18 protein-coding genes are annotated in these 16,690 nt (G+C 63.1%); 13 read left to right on the plus strand and 5 right to left on the minus strand.

Features of this window, described 5'->3' with window-relative positions; genetic code table 11:
- The first annotated feature begins 82 nt into the window (after positions 1 to 82).
- The 3 genes from coaA (at position 83) to mscL (ending at position 2,413) form a co-directional block, all read left to right on the plus strand.
- On the plus strand, positions 83 to 1,063 hold the full coding sequence (gene coaA / locus AC4D1W_RS06220) for a type I pantothenate kinase (protein WP_490898152.1): 981 nt from the start codon (positions 83 to 85) through the stop codon (positions 1,061 to 1,063).
- Between the two features lie 275 nt (positions 1,064 to 1,338).
- Positions 1,339 to 1,989 (plus strand): M15 family metallopeptidase, encoded by a 651-nt coding sequence (locus AC4D1W_RS06225; protein ID WP_490898153.1) that lies wholly within the window; start codon positions 1,339 to 1,341, stop codon positions 1,987 to 1,989.
- A gap of 31 nt (positions 1,990 to 2,020) precedes the next feature.
- Positions 2,021 to 2,413: a large conductance mechanosensitive channel protein MscL gene (gene mscL, locus AC4D1W_RS06230; RefSeq protein ID WP_490898154.1), complete on the plus strand. Its 393-nt coding sequence runs from the start codon at positions 2,021 to 2,023 to the stop codon at positions 2,411 to 2,413.
- A 66-nt stretch (positions 2,414 to 2,479) separates the two neighbouring features.
- Here the strand turns inward: mscL and glmM are convergent, their stop codons facing one another.
- The 3 genes from glmM to rplM form a co-directional block, all read right to left on the minus strand.
- Positions 2,480 to 3,832 (minus strand): phosphoglucosamine mutase, encoded by a 1,353-nt coding sequence (gene glmM, locus AC4D1W_RS06235; protein ID WP_490898155.1) that lies wholly within the window; start codon positions 3,830 to 3,832, stop codon positions 2,480 to 2,482.
- Between the two features lie 111 nt (positions 3,833 to 3,943).
- A complete protein-coding gene (rpsI, locus tag AC4D1W_RS06240) occupies positions 3,944 to 4,444 on the minus strand; it encodes a 30S ribosomal protein S9 (protein WP_490889624.1) in 501 nt (166 codons plus the stop codon).
- A gap of 39 nt (positions 4,445 to 4,483) precedes the next feature.
- Entirely contained in the window at positions 4,484 to 4,927 is a 444-nt protein-coding gene (rplM, locus tag AC4D1W_RS06245) for a 50S ribosomal protein L13 (RefSeq protein ID WP_490889626.1), read from the minus strand.
- 507 nt (positions 4,928 to 5,434) lie between these two features.
- Here rplM and AC4D1W_RS06250 point away from each other — a divergent pair.
- The 9 genes from AC4D1W_RS06250 (at position 5,435) to AC4D1W_RS06290 (ending at position 13,043) form a co-directional block, all read left to right on the plus strand.
- Complete coding sequence (locus AC4D1W_RS06250; protein WP_490898156.1) at positions 5,435 to 5,662, plus strand: Flp family type IVb pilin; 228 nt, start codon at positions 5,435 to 5,437, stop codon at positions 5,660 to 5,662.
- A gap of 82 nt (positions 5,663 to 5,744) precedes the next feature.
- Entirely contained in the window at positions 5,745 to 6,131 is a 387-nt protein-coding gene (locus AC4D1W_RS06255; protein WP_490898157.1) for a TadE family protein, read from the plus strand.
- Positions 6,119 to 7,159 carry a pilus assembly protein TadG-related protein gene (locus AC4D1W_RS06260; RefSeq protein WP_490898158.1) on the plus strand — a complete coding sequence of 347 codons (1,041 nt, stop codon included), beginning with the start codon at positions 6,119 to 6,121 and terminating at the stop codon, positions 7,157 to 7,159. The genes AC4D1W_RS06255 and AC4D1W_RS06260 overlap by 13 nt, the downstream gene beginning before the upstream one ends.
- Before the next feature lie 26 nt (positions 7,160 to 7,185).
- Positions 7,186 to 7,974: a Flp pilus assembly protein CpaB gene (gene cpaB / locus AC4D1W_RS06265; protein WP_490898159.1), complete on the plus strand. Its 789-nt coding sequence runs from the start codon at positions 7,186 to 7,188 to the stop codon at positions 7,972 to 7,974.
- Positions 7,971 to 9,170, plus strand: coding sequence for a CpaE/TadZ family protein (locus tag AC4D1W_RS06270; RefSeq protein ID WP_490898160.1), 1,200 nt, complete (start codon positions 7,971 to 7,973; stop codon positions 9,168 to 9,170). Before cpaB ends, AC4D1W_RS06270 begins: the two co-directional genes overlap by 4 nt.
- Positions 9,167 to 10,645 (plus strand): TadA family conjugal transfer-associated ATPase, encoded by a 1,479-nt coding sequence (locus AC4D1W_RS06275; RefSeq protein ID WP_490898161.1) that lies wholly within the window; start codon positions 9,167 to 9,169, stop codon positions 10,643 to 10,645. The genes AC4D1W_RS06270 and AC4D1W_RS06275 overlap by 4 nt, the downstream gene beginning before the upstream one ends.
- Positions 10,646 to 10,649: 4 nt before the next feature.
- Positions 10,650 to 11,579 (plus strand): type II secretion system F family protein, encoded by a 930-nt coding sequence (locus AC4D1W_RS06280; RefSeq protein ID WP_490898162.1) that lies wholly within the window; start codon positions 10,650 to 10,652, stop codon positions 11,577 to 11,579.
- 10 nt (positions 11,580 to 11,589) lie between these two features.
- A complete protein-coding gene (locus tag AC4D1W_RS06285) occupies positions 11,590 to 12,474 on the plus strand; it encodes a type II secretion system F family protein (protein ID WP_490898163.1) in 885 nt (294 codons plus the stop codon).
- 110 nt (positions 12,475 to 12,584) lie between these two features.
- On the plus strand, positions 12,585 to 13,043 hold the full coding sequence (locus AC4D1W_RS06290) for an Hpt domain-containing protein (RefSeq protein ID WP_490898164.1): 459 nt from the start codon (positions 12,585 to 12,587) through the stop codon (positions 13,041 to 13,043).
- A 3-nt stretch (positions 13,044 to 13,046) separates the two neighbouring features.
- Here AC4D1W_RS06290 and AC4D1W_RS06295 read toward each other — a convergent pair whose 3' ends face one another.
- Positions 13,047 to 13,826, minus strand: a complete 780-nt coding sequence (locus tag AC4D1W_RS06295) for a response regulator transcription factor (protein WP_490889646.1) — start codon at positions 13,824 to 13,826, stop codon at positions 13,047 to 13,049.
- Between the two features lie 269 nt (positions 13,827 to 14,095).
- Between AC4D1W_RS06295 and AC4D1W_RS06300 the strand changes: the two genes are divergently transcribed.
- Positions 14,096 to 15,754 carry a sensor histidine kinase gene (locus AC4D1W_RS06300; protein WP_490898165.1) on the plus strand — a complete coding sequence of 553 codons (1,659 nt, stop codon included), beginning with the start codon at positions 14,096 to 14,098 and terminating at the stop codon, positions 15,752 to 15,754.
- 3 nt (positions 15,755 to 15,757) lie between these two features.
- On the opposite strand, the gene AC4D1W_RS06305 is transcribed toward AC4D1W_RS06300, so the two are convergent.
- Positions 15,758 to 16,684 (minus strand): tRNA pseudouridine synthase A, encoded by a 927-nt coding sequence (locus tag AC4D1W_RS06305; protein WP_490898166.1) that lies wholly within the window; start codon positions 16,682 to 16,684, stop codon positions 15,758 to 15,760.
- Positions 16,685 to 16,690 lie beyond the last annotated feature (6 nt).

Raw genomic sequence — 16,690 nt, forward strand, 5'->3', positions numbered from 1 at the left:
CCGACGCCCAGGCGAGCCGCCGGTCACCGCCGGGCTGCCCACCCGTTTGTTAATGTGCAGGTCAAGGGGCAGAATTCCTAGGGTGAGTGAGCAATCGCACGGTCTCGGGCCCACGGCTACGGTGGACGCTGGCGTCACACCGTACGTCGAACTCGAACGTCAAACGTGGGCACGCCTGTCCAACGAGATCGAGTCGCCGCTCAACGTCGAGGACATCCAGCGGCTGCGTGGGCTGGGAGACGCACTCAACCTTGACGAAGTGCGCGAGGTCTACCTCCCCCTGTCCCGGCTGCTCTCGCTGTATGTGGCGGCCGCCGGTGAACTGCACGCGGCCACCAACACCTTCCTCGGTGAAACCACCACCCGCACGCCCTTCGTTATCGGTGTCGCCGGCTCCGTGGCGGTCGGCAAATCCACTACTGCCCGTGTGTTGCGCGAACTCCTCCGGCGCTGGCCGGGCACGCCGAACGTCGAGTTGGTCACCACGGATGGGTTCCTCTATCCAAACGGGGAACTTGAGCGGCGGGGTTTGATGCAGCGGAAGGGCTTCCCGGAGTCCTATGACCGGCGTCGGCTCCTTCGCTTCGTCAGCGAAGTCAAGAGCGGCGCGGAGGAAGTCCGCGCTCCCTGGTACTCCCACCTGACGTACAACATTGTGCCCGGCCGGGAAATCGTGGTCCGCCGCCCGGACGTGCTGATCGTCGAAGGGCTCAACGTTCTTGCGCCTGCACGCACCAGATCCGATGGCCGGGCCGGCCTGGCACTGAGTGATTTCTTCGATTTCTCCATCTACGTTGACGCCAAGACCTCATATATAGAGGAGTGGTACGTCCAGCGGTTCCAGTCGCTGCGAAGCGGCGCCTTCGCGAACCCGGAGTCCTACTTCCACCGTTACGCCTCACTGACCGACGAGGAAGCCCGCGAAACAGCGCTCGGGATCTGGCGCCGCATCAACGAACCGAACCTCATGGCCAACGTTCTCCCCACCCGCGGCCGCGCCACCCTGGTACTCACCAAGGAAGCCGACCACTCGATCCGGAGAATGCTGCTACGAAAAACCTGACGACGCCCCGACTGGACCGCATCTCATCCGCATGGATGACGACGGCGGTGCTCGTCGTCGCGCTGTCAGCCTGCGGTACGCCCGCACCTAGCGGTGGTGGGAGCCCAACCCCAGCGGACACCCCTCGACCCGCTGTGTCGCCGGGACCGACCGCTACCCTCACACCCGGGACGATTCCCGCGCCTGCCCAGCGCGCACCCAGTCCGGCTTCGACCGCCGTCGCCGCCTCCGCCTCGGCTTCACCGACGCCAAGCGTCGCGCCCCCAACCTCCCCAGTGCCTGCTTCGTCGCCGTCATCCACGGCGTCACCGCGTGAGGGCGGTGACGGACTCAGCGACCCGTCGTCGGTGACCGTCGTCGTCAACAAGCGCCGGCCGCTCAACCCCATCGATTACGCACCCTCCGGTCTTGTACTGCCCGCCGTGCCGCTCGCGGTGCAGGAGCCGAACGCACTGCTGCGCAGCGATACAGCCGCCGCTGTGGAGGAACTTTTCGCGGCAGCAGCGAACGACGGCGTCAACCTCACTCTGGTCAGTGGGTACCGCTCCTACCAGGATCAGGTGTCCACCTACCAGCACTGGGTAGCGCAGAAGGGCGGCGACACCGCAGCTGCGGACCGGATTTCGGCCCGTGCCGGTTTCTCCGAGCACCAGACAGGTCTTGCGTTCGACGTGGGACAGTCCGACGGCGCCTGCACCCTCGCCTCCTGCTTTGCGGACACAGCCGCCGGCCAGTGGATGGCGGCCAATGCGCACACCTTCGGGTTCATCCTGAGATACCCGGTCGGGGCGCAGGACATCACCGGTTTCTCCGGTGAGCCCTGGCACTACCGGTACGTCGGCGTCGAGATAGCCCAGGCCATGAGGGACGAGGGCGTCGCCACGCTTGAGCAGTACTTCGGCCTTTCGGCGGCGCCCAGTTACTGAACCCTGACCACTTCTGCGTAGCCTGAACTCCATGATCAACGGTTTCAAGGAATTCATCATGAAGGGCAACGTCATTGACCTGGCTGTTGCCGTGGTTATCGGTGCCGCATTCGGGTCGGTGGTGACGGCGCTCGTGGAGAGCGTCCTCATGCCCCTGATTTCGGCGCTGGTCGGCTCCCCGAACTTCGACGATTTCGCGAAGGTGACCATCAACGGAAACGAAATCCTGTTCGGGGTCTTCCTGACCGCCCTCGTGAATTTCTTGCTGATCGCTGCCGCTGTCTACTTTCTCATCGTCATGCCGATGAACAAGCTCTTCAGGAGACGGGACCGCGATCTGGACCTGAAGGAAAACGTCGAGGCAGTCGACCCGCAGGTAGCGCTCCTGACCGAGATCCGCGACAGTCTTCGTCAGCGCACCTGACACGCAAAGACTGAGGGTCGGAGAACGTTTCCGACCCTCAGTCTGTGGGGTGAAGTGAAAGTTAACTCAGGCAGGCTCGAGCGCCAACTGGTTCTGCACAATCCCGGCCAGCGTCTCCGCAACGCGTTCAGCTGTAACCATGTCTGCAGCCTCCACCATCACCCGGACAACGGGTTCAGTGCCTGAGGGGCGCAGCAGAACGCGGCCTGTTTCACCGAGCGAATCCTGGGCCTCGCGGACGGCACGCTGCACTGCGTCGTCGCTGTTGACGCTCGACTTGTCGACGCCCTTGACGTTGATCAGCACCTGGGGAAGCTTGGTCATGATCGTTGACAGTTCCTTCAGGCTGCGGCCGGTCAAGGCAACCTGCGCGGCAAGCTGAAGACCGGTCAGCACACCGTCACCGGTGGTTGCGTAGTCGGCGAAGATGACGTGGCCTGACTGTTCGCCACCGAGGTTGAAGCCTCCATCGCGCATGCCTTCAAGCACGTAGCGGTCGCCGACGGCGGTCTCCCGCAGGCTGATTCCTGCATCACGGAGGGCCAGTTTGAGTCCGAGATTGCTCATGACCGTGGCTACAAGCGTGTTGTCCTTCAGGCGGCCGGCCGAGTTGAGTGCCACGGCCATGATGGCCATGATCTGGTCGCCGTCCACGACCGTGCCTTCGTGGTCGACCGCGAGGCAGCGGTCAGCGTCGCCGTCGTGCGCTATTCCCAGGTGGGCGCCGTGTTCCAGAACTGCCGCCTGGAGCATCTCCAGGTGGGTGGAACCGCATCCTTCGTTGATGTTGTTGCCGTCCGGGTCCGCACCGATGACAACGATCTCGGCACCTGCGTCGGAGAACACCTGCGGTGAGCAGCCGCTGGCGGCGCCGTTGGCGCAGTCGAGCACGACCTTCAGACCGTCGAGGCGGTGCGGGAGTGACTGCAGGAGGTGGACCACGTAGCGGTCCTCGGCGTCCGCGAAACGCTGGATGCGACCCACGTTCGGACCGACAGGCCGAAGGCGTGGTGCGTTCAGTTGGCCTTCGATTGCGTCTTCAAGGGCGTCGTCGAGCTTCTTGCCGCCCCGGGCGAGGAACTTGATGCCGTTATCAGGCGCCGGATTGTGGGAGGCCGAGATCATGACGCCGAAGTCCGCGTCCAGGTCGGCTACCAGGAACGCCGCCGCCGGGGTGGGGAGGACGCCGGCGTCATAGACGTCGACGCCGGCACTGGCCAGGCCCGCTTCGACCGCTGCGGCGATGAAGTCGCCGCTGATGCGCGGGTCCCGGGCTATGACGGCTGTGGGGCGTCTGCCGTCGGATTGTTGGTGCCCGAGTACCACCGCCGCGGCCTGGGCTAACTGCAATGCGAGTTCTGCGGTGAGGAGGCCGTTCGCCTGTCCGCGGACACCATCGGTTCCAAATAATCTAGTCATCGTGGTTCATCCTAAGGGAGAAATGTTCCGCACCCGGGAAGCGAAGAAGAACGCCGTTAAAGCGTTACGCCCGCCCGGCAACTGCCGAGCGGGCGTAACGGGTGAGCGGGTTTAGCGCTTGGAGTACTGAGGCGCCTTGCGTGCCTTCTTGAGACCGGCCTTCTTACGCTCGATGACGCGAGCGTCACGGGTCAGGAAGCCTGCCTTCTTGAGGGCGGGGCGGTTGTTGTCGCGGTCAATCTCGTTGAGCGCGCGGGCAACACCGAGACGCAGCGCACCGGCCTGGCCGGAAGGGCCACCGCCGTGGATGCGGGCAATGACGTCGTACGCGCCGTCGAGCTCGAGGAGCTTGAACGGATCGTTGACTTCCTGCTGGTGCAGCTTGTTCGGGAAGTAGTCAGCCAGTTCGCGACCGTTGACAATCCACTTGCCGGTTCCGGGCGTGACGCGGACGCGTGCAACGGCTTCCTTGCGACGACCTACAGCAGCGCCGCCGACAGTCAGCGCGGGGCGCTCCTTGACGGGGGCGGCGTCCGAGGCGGGCGCGGATTCCGAGGTGTAGCTGGTGAGCTCCTCGGCTGGTTCATTCAGCTCTTCAGTGTTCTGAGCCACGGTTCTCCTTGAGTGATTCTTAGTCTGTGGTGGCCAGGACTACTGGGCGACCTGGGTGATCTCGAAAGTCTTGGGCTGCTGGGCGGCGTGCGGGTGCTCGGCACCGCGGTACACCTTCAGCTTGCCCAGCTGCTGCGCAGCGAGCGAGTTCTTGGGGAGCATGCCCTTGATTGCCTTCTCCACAGCGCGGACCGGGTTCTTCTCCAGCAGCTCTGCATAGGTGACGGACTTCAGGCCACCCGGGAAACCGGAGTGGCGGTAGGCACGCTTCTGTTCGAGCTTGGCGCCGGTGAGGGCGACCTTCTCGGCGTTGATGATAATGACGAAGTCGCCCATATCCATATGGGGGGCAAAGGTCGGCTTGTGCTTTCCGCGCAGCAGTGTTGCGGTCTGGCTGGCAAGACGGCCTAGGACAACGTCGGTGGCGTCAATGACGTGCCACTGGCGGTTGATGTCGCCGGGCTTCGGGGTGTACGTACGCACGGTTTTTGCCTTCGTTTCTGTTCTACGGTGACGCTGACAAGCGGGAGTTTGACCTCCAGATGCCAGCGCAGCTGATGCATGCGTTACCGGAACTTCAGGTGAGGGCTGAAACTACACCGGTGATCCCTGGGTTCTCGGCCATCTCCGCGGACCAGGTAGCTCTGCAACTGAGCCGCACGCGGACATGGACGTATCGAGATGGGACACGCACAACGACTTCCAAGATTAGCGTGCGGTAGGCGTGTGGGTCAAAACGGGTTCGCGCCGCCTGCTCCCCCAGTTGCGATTACTCAAGGAGCGATCGAAGTTTCGCGGGGTCTATCGGCTGAACACCGAAGGACTTGATGCTAGCGCAGGAAAAACGCAGGAAAAAGCGCAAGAAACGGCTACCCGGGTAAGGTTCCCGCAGGATTAGTTCAATCTTGGAGTTTTCGGGTATCTCCGCTGCTACTTTTTTGGCATGAGCTGGCGAAGGGCCAGCCCCCCACCTCATACAGGAGAACTCAAATGCTTTCTTCATTCTTCGCAGATGCAAAGAACATCATCAAGGCCCGCATGAACCGCGACGAGACCGGCGCTACCGCCGTCGAGTACGGCATCATGGTTGCCCTCATCGCCGTTGTCATCATTGCCATGGTCACACTGCTCGGTAGCGGGCTCCAAGAGAAGTTCAACGAAGCTCAGTGCGCAATCAACGGTGGTACTTGGACCGCTGCAACCGCAGTTTGCTCGTAATTCGGTAGAACCCGTCAACGTGCTGGTCGCATTGACGGGTTCTCCGTCCACTTGCCCTACCATTCCGTTCCGAGGAACCGAGATGAGAAAGTCCAATGACAAGGGCGCCGTTGCAATAGAGATGGCGCTCCTCCTTCCCGTTCTTCTCCTGCTCCTCCTCGGCATCATGGAATTCAGCCGCGCATACAACGCCCAAGTGACACTGACTCATGCCGCGCGTGAAGGCGTTCGCGTCATGGCGATCACCAACGTTCGAGCCGACGCTAGGACAGCTGCTAAAAATGCGGCGACCGGCCTCGCACTCACCGACTCGAACTTCACTTTCAGCACCCTGCCTGTGTCCAGCCCTGTCGCCTGCGCAGCCAGTCGACAGGTCTCCATGACCATCTCCTATAGCCTCACTTCACTTACCGGCATCGCCGGCCCATTCACCATGACCGGCAAAGGAGTCATGCAATGCGGCGGGTAGCGGTGGCAGGAGGGGAACGCGAACGGGGAGCCGCCGCTGTCATCGTGGCAATCCTCATGGTCGTTCTGCTCGGGTTCGCCGCTCTCGCCGTTGATGTCGGCTTGCTGTACTCCGAGAAGGCCCAGTTGCAGAACGGTGCCGATGCCGGCGCACTCGGGATCGCCCAGGCTTGCGCGAAGGACACCGCGGATCCAAAATGCTCGCCGACGTCGTCACTCGCCAAGGATCTGACCGACAAGAATTCGCTGGACAACCTCAGCAACGTCCAGTCCATCGCGCTTGACGTACCCAACCGGAAGATCACCGTTACTGCTGATCCTCTCGAAGCAGGCAGGACCGACAACCGGGTGTCGCTCTACTTCGCGAACATCTTCGGCATACCGTCGTCGTCGGTCGTGGCGAAGTCCTCGGTGGTCTGGGGAAGCCCAAGCAAGGGAACATCACCGTTTCCACTGACCATGTCAGTGTGCCAGGTGAACGGAATGATCGACGGCGCGACGCAGCTGATTCGAAGCCATAGCAGCAACGTCAATTCGGATTGCCCCGCAGGGCCGTCGGGCAGCGACACTCCAGGCGGCTTCGGCTGGCTTGCGCAGGATCCCAGCGGCTGCGGAGCCTACATTGATCTTGCGATCAACGAGAGTGGGGCCGATACGGGCAATGACGGCCCCTCCAACTGCAACGCCATCCTCAACGGCTGGGCCGCCGACCTCAACGCCGGCAAGGATGTGATCGTCCTCCTGCCCGTCTTCACCTCCGTGACCGGGACGGGCTCGGGATCCTCCTACGACGTTAATGCCTTCGCTGCCTTCAAAATAAGGGGCTGGAAGTTCGCTGGCAGCAGCGACCTCCCGATGACCTTCCGCAACCGAGCGGAGCACTACCCCAGCAGCCCCAGCGTGGAGTGTCGGGGCGAATGCCGCGGCATCATTGGCAGTTTTGTCGAGTACGTCGCTCTCTCAAGCGGTTATGACGAACTTGGCCCCGTCAGCCCCTACGGCGCCACCGTCGTCAAACTCACCAGCTGATTCACCCCTAGTATCTGGAGCCCCCCGTGAAGTCCCGTCTCATCGCTGGCATAGCAGCCGTTGTCCTCGCCCTCGTCGGAGCACTCATGGTGTTCAGCTACGCAAACAACGCTGAGGCCCGGGCGGTCCAGGGCCTTGAGCCGGTCGACGTCCTGGTAGTCCAGGCTGAAGTTCCGGCCGGTACTCCCGTCGAAGATCTGGCGGCCTCCGTGGCGACTGCACAGCTTCCCGGCACCTCTGTTGCCGCTACGGCCCTGAAAGACCTGGACAGTTCTCAAGGCTTGGTCACGGCCGTCGATCTGGTTCCCGGGGAACAGTTAGTCGCCGAGCGGTTGGTGACTCCCGACAACCTGATCACCCCGGGATCGGTTGAAGTCCCCAAAGGCCTTCATGAGGTCTCCATCCTCGTAGAGCCGCAGCGCATAGCCGGCGGCCGGGTCGCTCCAGGCGACTATGTCGGCGTCTTCATGTCCATGGGATCCAGTGGAGGAGAAGGAGAGGAAGGTGAAGGCGGCACCGAATCTACCCAGTTGGTCGTGCCGAGGGTCCTCGTATCGTCGGTGCAGCGGGCACCGGAGCCCGCACCCGCACCCGCCGCCGCCGAAGGCGCGGAGATGACTGAGGAAGAGAAAGCAGCAGCAGAAGCAGAGGCGCTCCCCAGCGGCTCCCTGATGGTCACCATCGCCCTCAACCCGGATCAGGCCACTCGACTCGTTTTCGCGAGCGAGTTCGAATCAATCTGGCTCAGCAAGGCAACTGCCGCCGAAGGCGACGCTCCCCCATTCATTGTCAACGACGAGGAACTGTACCGATGAGCCGCTTCATTCTCGTCACCGACGACCACTCCTTCGAGCAGAAGGTCCACCTCGCTACCGCGGGCGGTCTGCCCGGCGACATCCTCCCCGTCGATCCCGAACTGCTGATTGAGCCTGAAGACCTCCTGGACCTGCTTGCGGTCCAGCAGCCGCAGGTCCTGGTATTCGGTCCCGGCATTGCCGTAGACGCGGCCCTGCGTCTCGCGACCATCGTTGATGTCCGTTTTCCCACTATCAGCATCGTGCTTGTAGCCCCTGAAGACACAGGGCTTCCCCTCGCTGCCATGCGTGCGGGCATCCGCGACGTCATCGAGCCGGGCGCCGACATCCCCACCGTTCGTCTGTTCCTTGAGCGAGCGTGCCAGGCGTTCGCCAGCCGGCATCGTGCTGATTATGTTCAGACAACCGCCCCCAAGGAGGAACGCGGCCTGGTGATCGGTGTCTTCTCCCCCAAGGGCGGAGTCGGCAAGACAACCATCGCCACCAACCTCGCCGTCGGACTAGGGAAGCTGACGCCCATGGGCGTTGTCCTCGTTGACCTCGATCTGCAGTTCGGCGACGTTGCATCGAACCTGTACCTCAGCCCCGAGTACTCGGTCCGCGATGCCGTGTCCAGCTCAGCCAGCCAGGACACCATGGTGCTCAAGGCCTTTCTGACCCCGCACCCCTCCGGCATCTACGCGCTGTGTGCACCGAGCAATCCGGCGGAAGCGGACAGCATCTCCGCTGAACAGCTCGGCACTCTAATCAAGCAGCTCAGCTCCGAATTCCCCTACGTTGTGCTCGATACCGGTCCAGGCCTGACCGAGCACAGCCTTGCAGCGCTGGAACAGTGCACCGACGCCGTCTGGGTCACCGGCATGGACGTACCGAGTGTCCGCGGCCTGCGGTCGGGCTTGGACATTCTCGGGAAACTGGATCTCTTTCCCGAAACCCGCCACGTGGTGCTGAATTTCGCGGACTCGAAAACCGGCCTGTCCGTCCAGGACATTGAGGCAACGCTCGGAGCACCGGTCGACGTCTCGATCCCCCGGTCCCGTGGGCTTTCGCTTGCTACCAACCGAGGTGTGCCGCTACTTCAGGGCGAAGTGCGTGACCCCGCAACCAAAAACCTTCGCGCACTGGTACAGCGCTTCAACCCGGAGTGGCGTTCCAGCAGCCAGCGTAAGTCTCACCGGCGGGTAGTGATCCGATGAAACTGTCGGACCGTCTGAACCAGACCAATTCCTCAACACCCGCAACGCCTGCTCCATCACCCAAAGCGGCAACGGCAGCACCGCAGGCCAACACGGCCGCCGCACCGGAGTCGGCCGCGCCTGCTTACCAGGGCGCCGTCGTCGTCGGCGGACGCTCGTCCAACGCACCGGAAGCACCGGCAGCTGCACGGGTGGATGCCTTTGCCGGACTGAAGCAACGCGCTGCGGAAGCCCTCTACGAGCGCATGGGCGCGCGCTTCAGCGACTCCACGCTGAAAGAGGAGGACCTGCGGGCAGTCGCACGCGAGGAGCTCAGCCAGGTCATCGATGCCGAGCAGGTGCCGCTGAGTCCGGACGAGCGCCGCCGACTCATACAGGATGTTGCCGACGACGTACTCGGCTTCGGTCCGCTCCAGCGACTTCTCGACGATGAAGCCATCACCGAAATCATGGTGAACCGCGCCGATCAGATTTATGTCGAGCGTCGCGGTCAGCTGGTGCTTGCCGATACCAGCTTCAAGTCTGAAGAACACTTGCGACGCGTCATCGAACGCATTGTGTCCAAGGTGGGCCGGCGCATCGATGAGTCCTCCCCCTTCGTCGACGCCCGCCTCGAGGACGGCTCCCGTGTCAACGCCGTCATCCCGCCGCTCGCGGTCAACGGATCCTCACTGACTATTCGTAAGTTCAGCAAGGTGCCGCTGACGGTTCAGAACCTCATCGATTTCGGCACGCTCACGCCCGAGATGGCAGAGCTGCTCGACGCGTGTGTCAAGGCAAAGCTGAACATCATCGTCTCCGGCGGTACAGGAACCGGTAAGACCACGCTGCTCAACGTGTTGTCCTCATTCCTGCCCCACGGCGACCGCATCGTCACTATCGAGGATGCGGTGGAACTGCAGATCCAGCAGCAGCACGTAGTGCGTCTCGAAAGTCGGCCGCCGAACACCGAGGGCAAAGGCGCAGTGACCATCCGCGACCTGGTCCGGAACTCACTGCGTATGCGCCCTGACCGGATCGTGATTGGTGAGGTCCGCGGCGGCGAATCGCTCGACATGCTGCAGGCCATGAACACCGGCCACGACGGGTCCCTGTCGACTGTGCACTCCAACTCGCCGCGTGACGCCGTCGCGCGACTGGAGACGCTCGTCCTGATGGCCGGCATGGATCTTCCACTTCGAGCCATCCGCGAACAGATTGCTTCCGCCGTTCATCTGGTCATCCAAATTTCCCGTCTTCGCGACGGCACGCGACGCATCACCCACGTCACCGAGGTGCAGGGCATGGAGGGCGACGTCGTCACTCTCCAGGACGCTTTCGTCTTCGACTACTCCGCTGGGGTGGACTCGTCAGGGCGCTTCCTCGGCAAGCCGGTGCCCACGGGTATCCGTCCGCGCTTCATGGAGCGGTTCGAGGACATGGGCATCACGGTTTCGCCTGCCGTCTTCGGCGCTGCGCTCAGCGGCAGGAGGTAACCCGATGACGCTGATGTTCCTGTACGGGACAGCACTGTGTGTCGTAGCTCTCGGCCTGCTCTTCTTCGCCACGCGTCCAGCCCAATCCGCCGTACCGCTGGACCGCCGGCGTCCACCGGTTGAGGAAACGGACTCAAAGCTCACCAGGTTCGCCGGGTCCGCCGTTAGATCCATGGAGCGATACTTGCGCGAGCGTCCGAAGCGCTTGTTTCGTCAGGAAGCCCTCGAAACTGCAGGGATCAAACTGAGCCAGGCGGACCTCTTCGTCCTTTGCATCACGGGCAGTGTTGTCGGACTCCTTCTCGCGATATTCATTGGTGGTCCTTTTGTAGCGTTCATCATCGCCCCTTGGTTCTCCACGCAAATGACCATCAGCCTTCTCACCAGCAAGCGCCGCTCCAAGTTCGATGACCAACTCGGCGACACCCTGCAGCTGCTCACCGGCGGCCTGAGGGCCGGTCACAGTATCCTGCGGGCCATCGATGCTGCTGCCATTGAAGCCGACGCTCCGACGTCCGATGAGATGCGGCGTGTGGTCACGGAGACCAGCCTGGGTAAGGATTTACTCGTGTCCCTGACGGACACGTCCCGCCGAATGGAGAGCGAGGACTTCGCCTGGATTGCACAGGCAATCCAGATCAACCGTGAGGTGGGTGGAGACCTCGCAGAGGTCCTGGATCAGGTAGGCGCCACCATCCGCGAGCGCAGCGAGATCAAAGGACAGATCCGGGCGCTTGCGGCCGAAGGCAAGTTCTCGGCCTACATCCTCGTGGCCCTCCCCTTCGCCATCGGAGCCATGCTCATGGTCGTCAGCCCCGGCTACATCAACCCGCTGTTCGAGAACCCGCTCGGCTGGGTCATGATCGGCGCTTCTGTAGTCATGATGACCATCGGCTGTCTGTGGCTCCGCAAGATCATTGATCTGAAGTTCTAGGAGGGCCGGCGTGAATCCAGTACTACTGACATCCCTGCTGCTCGTCGCCGCGCCCCTGGGCTACCTCGGGTGGGTTCTGCTGGCCCCGGGCAACATGAGTTACAAGAACATCCGGGCGAACCTGAACCGTGGGCTCCCAGTCTCGGACGAAGCCAAAGCTCGCAGTTCCGGCGCTCTGGCGCGCTTCGGGTACAAGCTGACGCCGTCGTCGTACGTGGAGAAGCTGGACAAGCTCCTCGCCCTGGCGGGGCGGCCAGCGTCCCTGCCGCTCGGGCGGGTGCTCGGCGCCAAGCCGGCACTCTGCCTGGTTGGCGCGGGACTCGGCTATCTGATGGCCAGTGCCGCGCAGAAGCCGATGATCACCATGCTGGCCATCTTCCTCACCGTGTTCGGGTACTTCATCCCGGACCTCCTGCTCTACAGCAAGGGCCAGGAGCGGCAGAAGGCCATGCAACTGGAACTGGCGAACACACTGGACCAGATGCTCATCTCCGTGGAAGCGGGCCTCGGCTTCGAGAGCGCAATGCAGCGTGCGGGTGAAAACGGTAAGGGCCCGCTCGCAGAGGAACTCGTCCGGACGCTTCAGGACATGCAGGTGGGCCGAAGCCGACGCGAGTCCTATCTGGCCCTCGCGGACCGCACGAGCATCCCCGAGCTGCGCAGCTTCGTCAAAGCCATCGTCCAGGCTGACGCGTACGGCATCGCACTGAGCGGAGTCCTTCGCACCCAGGCGAAGGTGATGCGCGTGAAGCGGCGTCAGCGGGCCGAAGAAAAGGCCATGAAACTGCCGGTCACGGTGCTGTTCCCACTGCTCTTCTTCATCTTTCCGGTGCTGTTCATCATCATCCTCGGGCCCGCTGTGATCAACGCCATCGCGACGTTCAGTGGGTCGTGAATTCGACCGGTCTAGCGTGGCTAGTACACAAGCCGAAGAATTCCGCAGTGTTTCCTAAGCAACGAACAATTACCGCCTATCTCACAAATTCAGAAAGTAGCGTTAGCCCCATGGCTCTCTCCAACCCCAGCGCGAACGACGACGATGCAGCAACCCTGCACGCCGTCAGCGCTGAATCCCGGAGTGTCCTCGGCGGCAGCGACCGTACAGACAGGATACCTCTGGTGGATTTCGACGTCCTCCACGATCTCGAGGACCAACTCGACAGCCCGGCCGCTGCACGGGCATTCGTACGCGACTATGTGGCCGTGTGGGATGAACGTGACCTGCGGCTTTCGTCGGCGATTGCACGGCGCAACCAGGCTGCTTCACTGGACGCCGTCCTGAGCCTGAAAATCACATCCACCATGGTGGGTGCCACCCTGCTCGTCGCGCTGACCACTGCGCTGGAAGGACTGCTTCGCGAGGGCAAGCTCGAAGAAGCCGAGGCGGCATTCCCGCAGGTTCACCGGTGCGGACTGCGCACGATGCGTGAACTGACCGTGCAGCACCTCAAGAAGGACCAGTAGCGGTCAGTCCGGACGTCGGGGCACCAGCCGGTAGCCCACACCGCGCACGGTCATAAGCCAGCGGGGACTCCTGGAGTCCTCCCCCAGCTTCCTGCGCAGGTTGCCGATGTGGACCTCGATGGCCCGCTCATCGGCTTCACTGATATAGGTGTCGGTCCGGTAGTACTGGCCTCGGACAACACGCACCAGGTCCCCCTTGGTACGAACTGCGCCTGAGCTCCGCAGGAGTTCGTGCAGAAGGTCGAACTCGCTCCGGGTCAGTACCAGCTCCTCGCCGCGAACCGTCACCGTCCGGGTGTCCTTGTCCAGCTCCAGGCCGTTGTGCCGCAGCACGGAGCCCGGACGCACCGGCGCGTCGGGTTCCTCAGCGGGAGCGGCCGCCGTCGTCGTCGGTTGCTCACTGGCAAGGCCGCCGCGCGGCCGCCGCAGCATCGCCGCTACGCGGGCACGGAGCTCCCGGGGACGGAAAGGCTTGGTGACAAAGTCATCGGCTCCGGACTGCAGCGCAGTAAGTGTGTCGATCTCCTCGTTATGCGCGGTCAGCATGATCACGTAGCAGTCGCTGAGACCACGGATCCGGCGCAGTACCTCAAAGCCGTCGATGTCCGGAAGGCCGACGTCAAGGGTGACCAGCGTGGGATTATGTTCCTTGACCGCTTCCACCCCACTGCGACCGTCGGCTTCGGCATGGACAACGAAACCTGATTGCGTAAGAACAGTGCTTACGAGGTTGCGGACGTCGAGATCATCCTCGACCACTACCGCCACACCTGGGTCACCCACTATTTTCCTCCTGGCCCCGACTGAACTGCAATTTCACAGTTCATCACAAAAGGACGAAACACCGCGACGCACAGTGAACCGCCGCAGCGTGCCCTCACAGCATACGGGAGCTTCTTTGGTTCTGATCCAAGCAGCCAGAAATAGGGAACTTTGTGAACCGGTTAGGAGTTGAGGTGAGACGGCAACGCCGAGTGACGACATAATGGAAGTTATGTCGTGGTCTCAGAGGCATCTCCGTATCTTCGTGCGCGCCCATACCCGGCGGCATCATGAGTGAACGCGTGATGTTCCTGGCGGCCAAGCGGGCATACTCGAACCTGCACTTCCGCGCGCGGGTCGGGCTGTGTGAAGTGCCTTTGGCCATGCTGGTCGCCGTCATTGCGGTCATCGCTGCGATTGTGGCGCCGACGCTGCTGATGAATCCGTTGTTTCTCGGAGGGCTCGTCTTCCACGCTGCACTCCTCGCGGCGGCCTTCCTCACCCCCTGGGAAAGACTCCGTGAGGGTTCCTATGTGGCCATCCCGCTCCTGGACTTCGCAGCCATTGCGCTGACCCGCAACGGCTCGGCGGACGTACTGCCGGGGCTGAGTCTCCTGGCCATCTTCCCGGTGATCTGGCTGTCCGCGTCCGAACTGAAGCCGTCGCTGAGTCTCCTGGCCAGCTTCGTTGGACCGTTCCTAATTCTCGCGGTTCCCCCGTTGATGGGATTGGCGCCGCCCAACCAGCTAGGCACCGCCGTCCTGCTTGGCCTGGCGATGGCGGCAGTCTCCGTTTCACTGCGCTTCGCCAGCCTCAACTCCGTGCACAGCCAGCGCAAGCTCGCAGCCTCCAACGCGGAAGTACACCGGCTCCAGGGCGAAAACACCGAGCGCGCGTTACTCCTCGAAGCCATCCTCGACACGATCGACGTCGGCCTGGTGGCCCTCGACGCCAACGGCAACCGCACCCTCACCAACCGCCAGCAGCGGTCCTATGACCTCCTCGTCCAGACGGGCGACAAGAACGACGACGACGCCTCCAACCACCTCTACTCGGCCGACAAATCCACTCCCGTGCATCCCCGACGCTACCCGGTGCAGCGGGCCGCAGCTGGGGAGACGTTCGCCAACTACCTGGTGTGTCTGGGACCGAAAGAGTCCCAGCGCGCGATTTCCACCGCGGCAACGGCCATGAGGGACAGCGAGGGCAGATTCGCCGGCTCCGTGATTGTCTCCAATGATGTGACGGACATGGTGGAGGCACTGACCGCCAAAGAGGACTTCGTCTCCAATGTGTCCCATGAACTGTGGACTCCGCTGACCTCGATCATCGGCCACCTCGATCTGGTGCTCGACGACGACCACGCCCTGCCGGAGAACATCAACCACCAGCTCTGCGTCGCCCGGCGCAACGCGGAACGGCTTTATGCGCTGGTGTCCAACCTGCTGGCATCAGCGTCCGGCGCGGCGAGTGTCCACCTGCGCCCCACCGACCTCAGCGGGCTGGTCGAGCACAGCATTGAATCTGCCTGGCCCCAGGCGGCGAACACCGGCGTCACCCTGAAGGCGGATGTCCCGGACATCCTCTGGACCACCTCCGACCCGCTGCGCATCCGTCAGGTGCTGGACAATCTCATCTCCAACGCCATCAAATACTCGCCCGACGGCGGCACAGTCACCGTTCGCGCGCGGCAGGAGAGCGACGCAGCGTTGCTCGAGGTACATGACACCGGCATCGGGATGTCGCCGCATGAAACGACTCAGGTTTTCGGGAAGTTCTTCCGGACGGCCGCTGCGCGGGAATCCTCCATTCCCGGCGTAGGGCTGGGTCTTGCGATTACGAAGGCGATTGTCGACAGCCATGGCGGAACCATCTGCTGTACCAGCGAGCTGGGTGCGGGTACAACGTTCACGGTGACGCTGCCGCTGCACCGGTCGGAGCAGAACTAGTTCTCAGACATCCCGCTTGGCGCGGGTGAGTTCGGCGCGCAGTGCCAGTTCGGCGGCATCGTCCGGGTAGCGCACTTCCTCGAGGACCAGCGGGTGCGCGGGCGCGAGAACGGACCGTGAGTCCTTGCGGCGGGAACGCAGACGCTCGCCCAGCCACTCCGGCGGTTCCTCGCCGCTGCCTACACGGAGTGCCGAACCGATCAGTGCGCGCACCATGTTGTGGCAGAAAGCATCAGCCTGGATGGTGGCGCAGAGTATTCCATCAACCTCGCGCTCGAATTCGAAACGTTGCAGTTCGCGGACCGTCGTGGCACCTACCCGCGGCTTGCAGAATGCGCGGAAGTCCTGAAGGCCGAGCACCGAGGCTGCGCCCGCATTCAGGAGGCGCTCGTCCAGCTCCTCCGAGTGCCAGAGCACTGTGGTGCGGTTGAGTGGATCCTGCAGTTCGGAGCGGTCGGCGATGCGGTAGCTGTAGCGGCGCCACAGCGCGGAGAAACGTGCGTCGAAGCCGGCCGGAGCAAGGCTCACGGCACGTACGACGACGGGTGACGCCGGATTGGCGGCGTAGACGGTGCGCGCAGCGGCGCTGGGCGGCAGGTAACGGTTCACAGTGGCCTGCAGTCGCCGCTTCAGCGCCAGGGCGGGGTCGATCTCCCGGCCACGGCTCAGGGCGAACCACTCCCCCGGTTCAAGGTCAACGTGGGTCACCTGACCGCGGGCGTGCACACCGGCGTCGGTACGGCCGGCGACTGTGAGTCGGACGTGCCGCCGGAAGAGAAGTTCAAGCCCCGACTCCACTGTGCCCTGCACGGTAGGCAGACCGGGCTGTAACGCCCAGCCGGAGAAGGGGCCGCCGTCGTACGCAAGATCGATGCGGACACGCAAATGCCCGCCATCCACGGAAGGGATGACGGGCATTTGTTCGTTCATGGAATT

Source organism: Arthrobacter sp. TJ-170 (genome assembly GCF_058269305.1).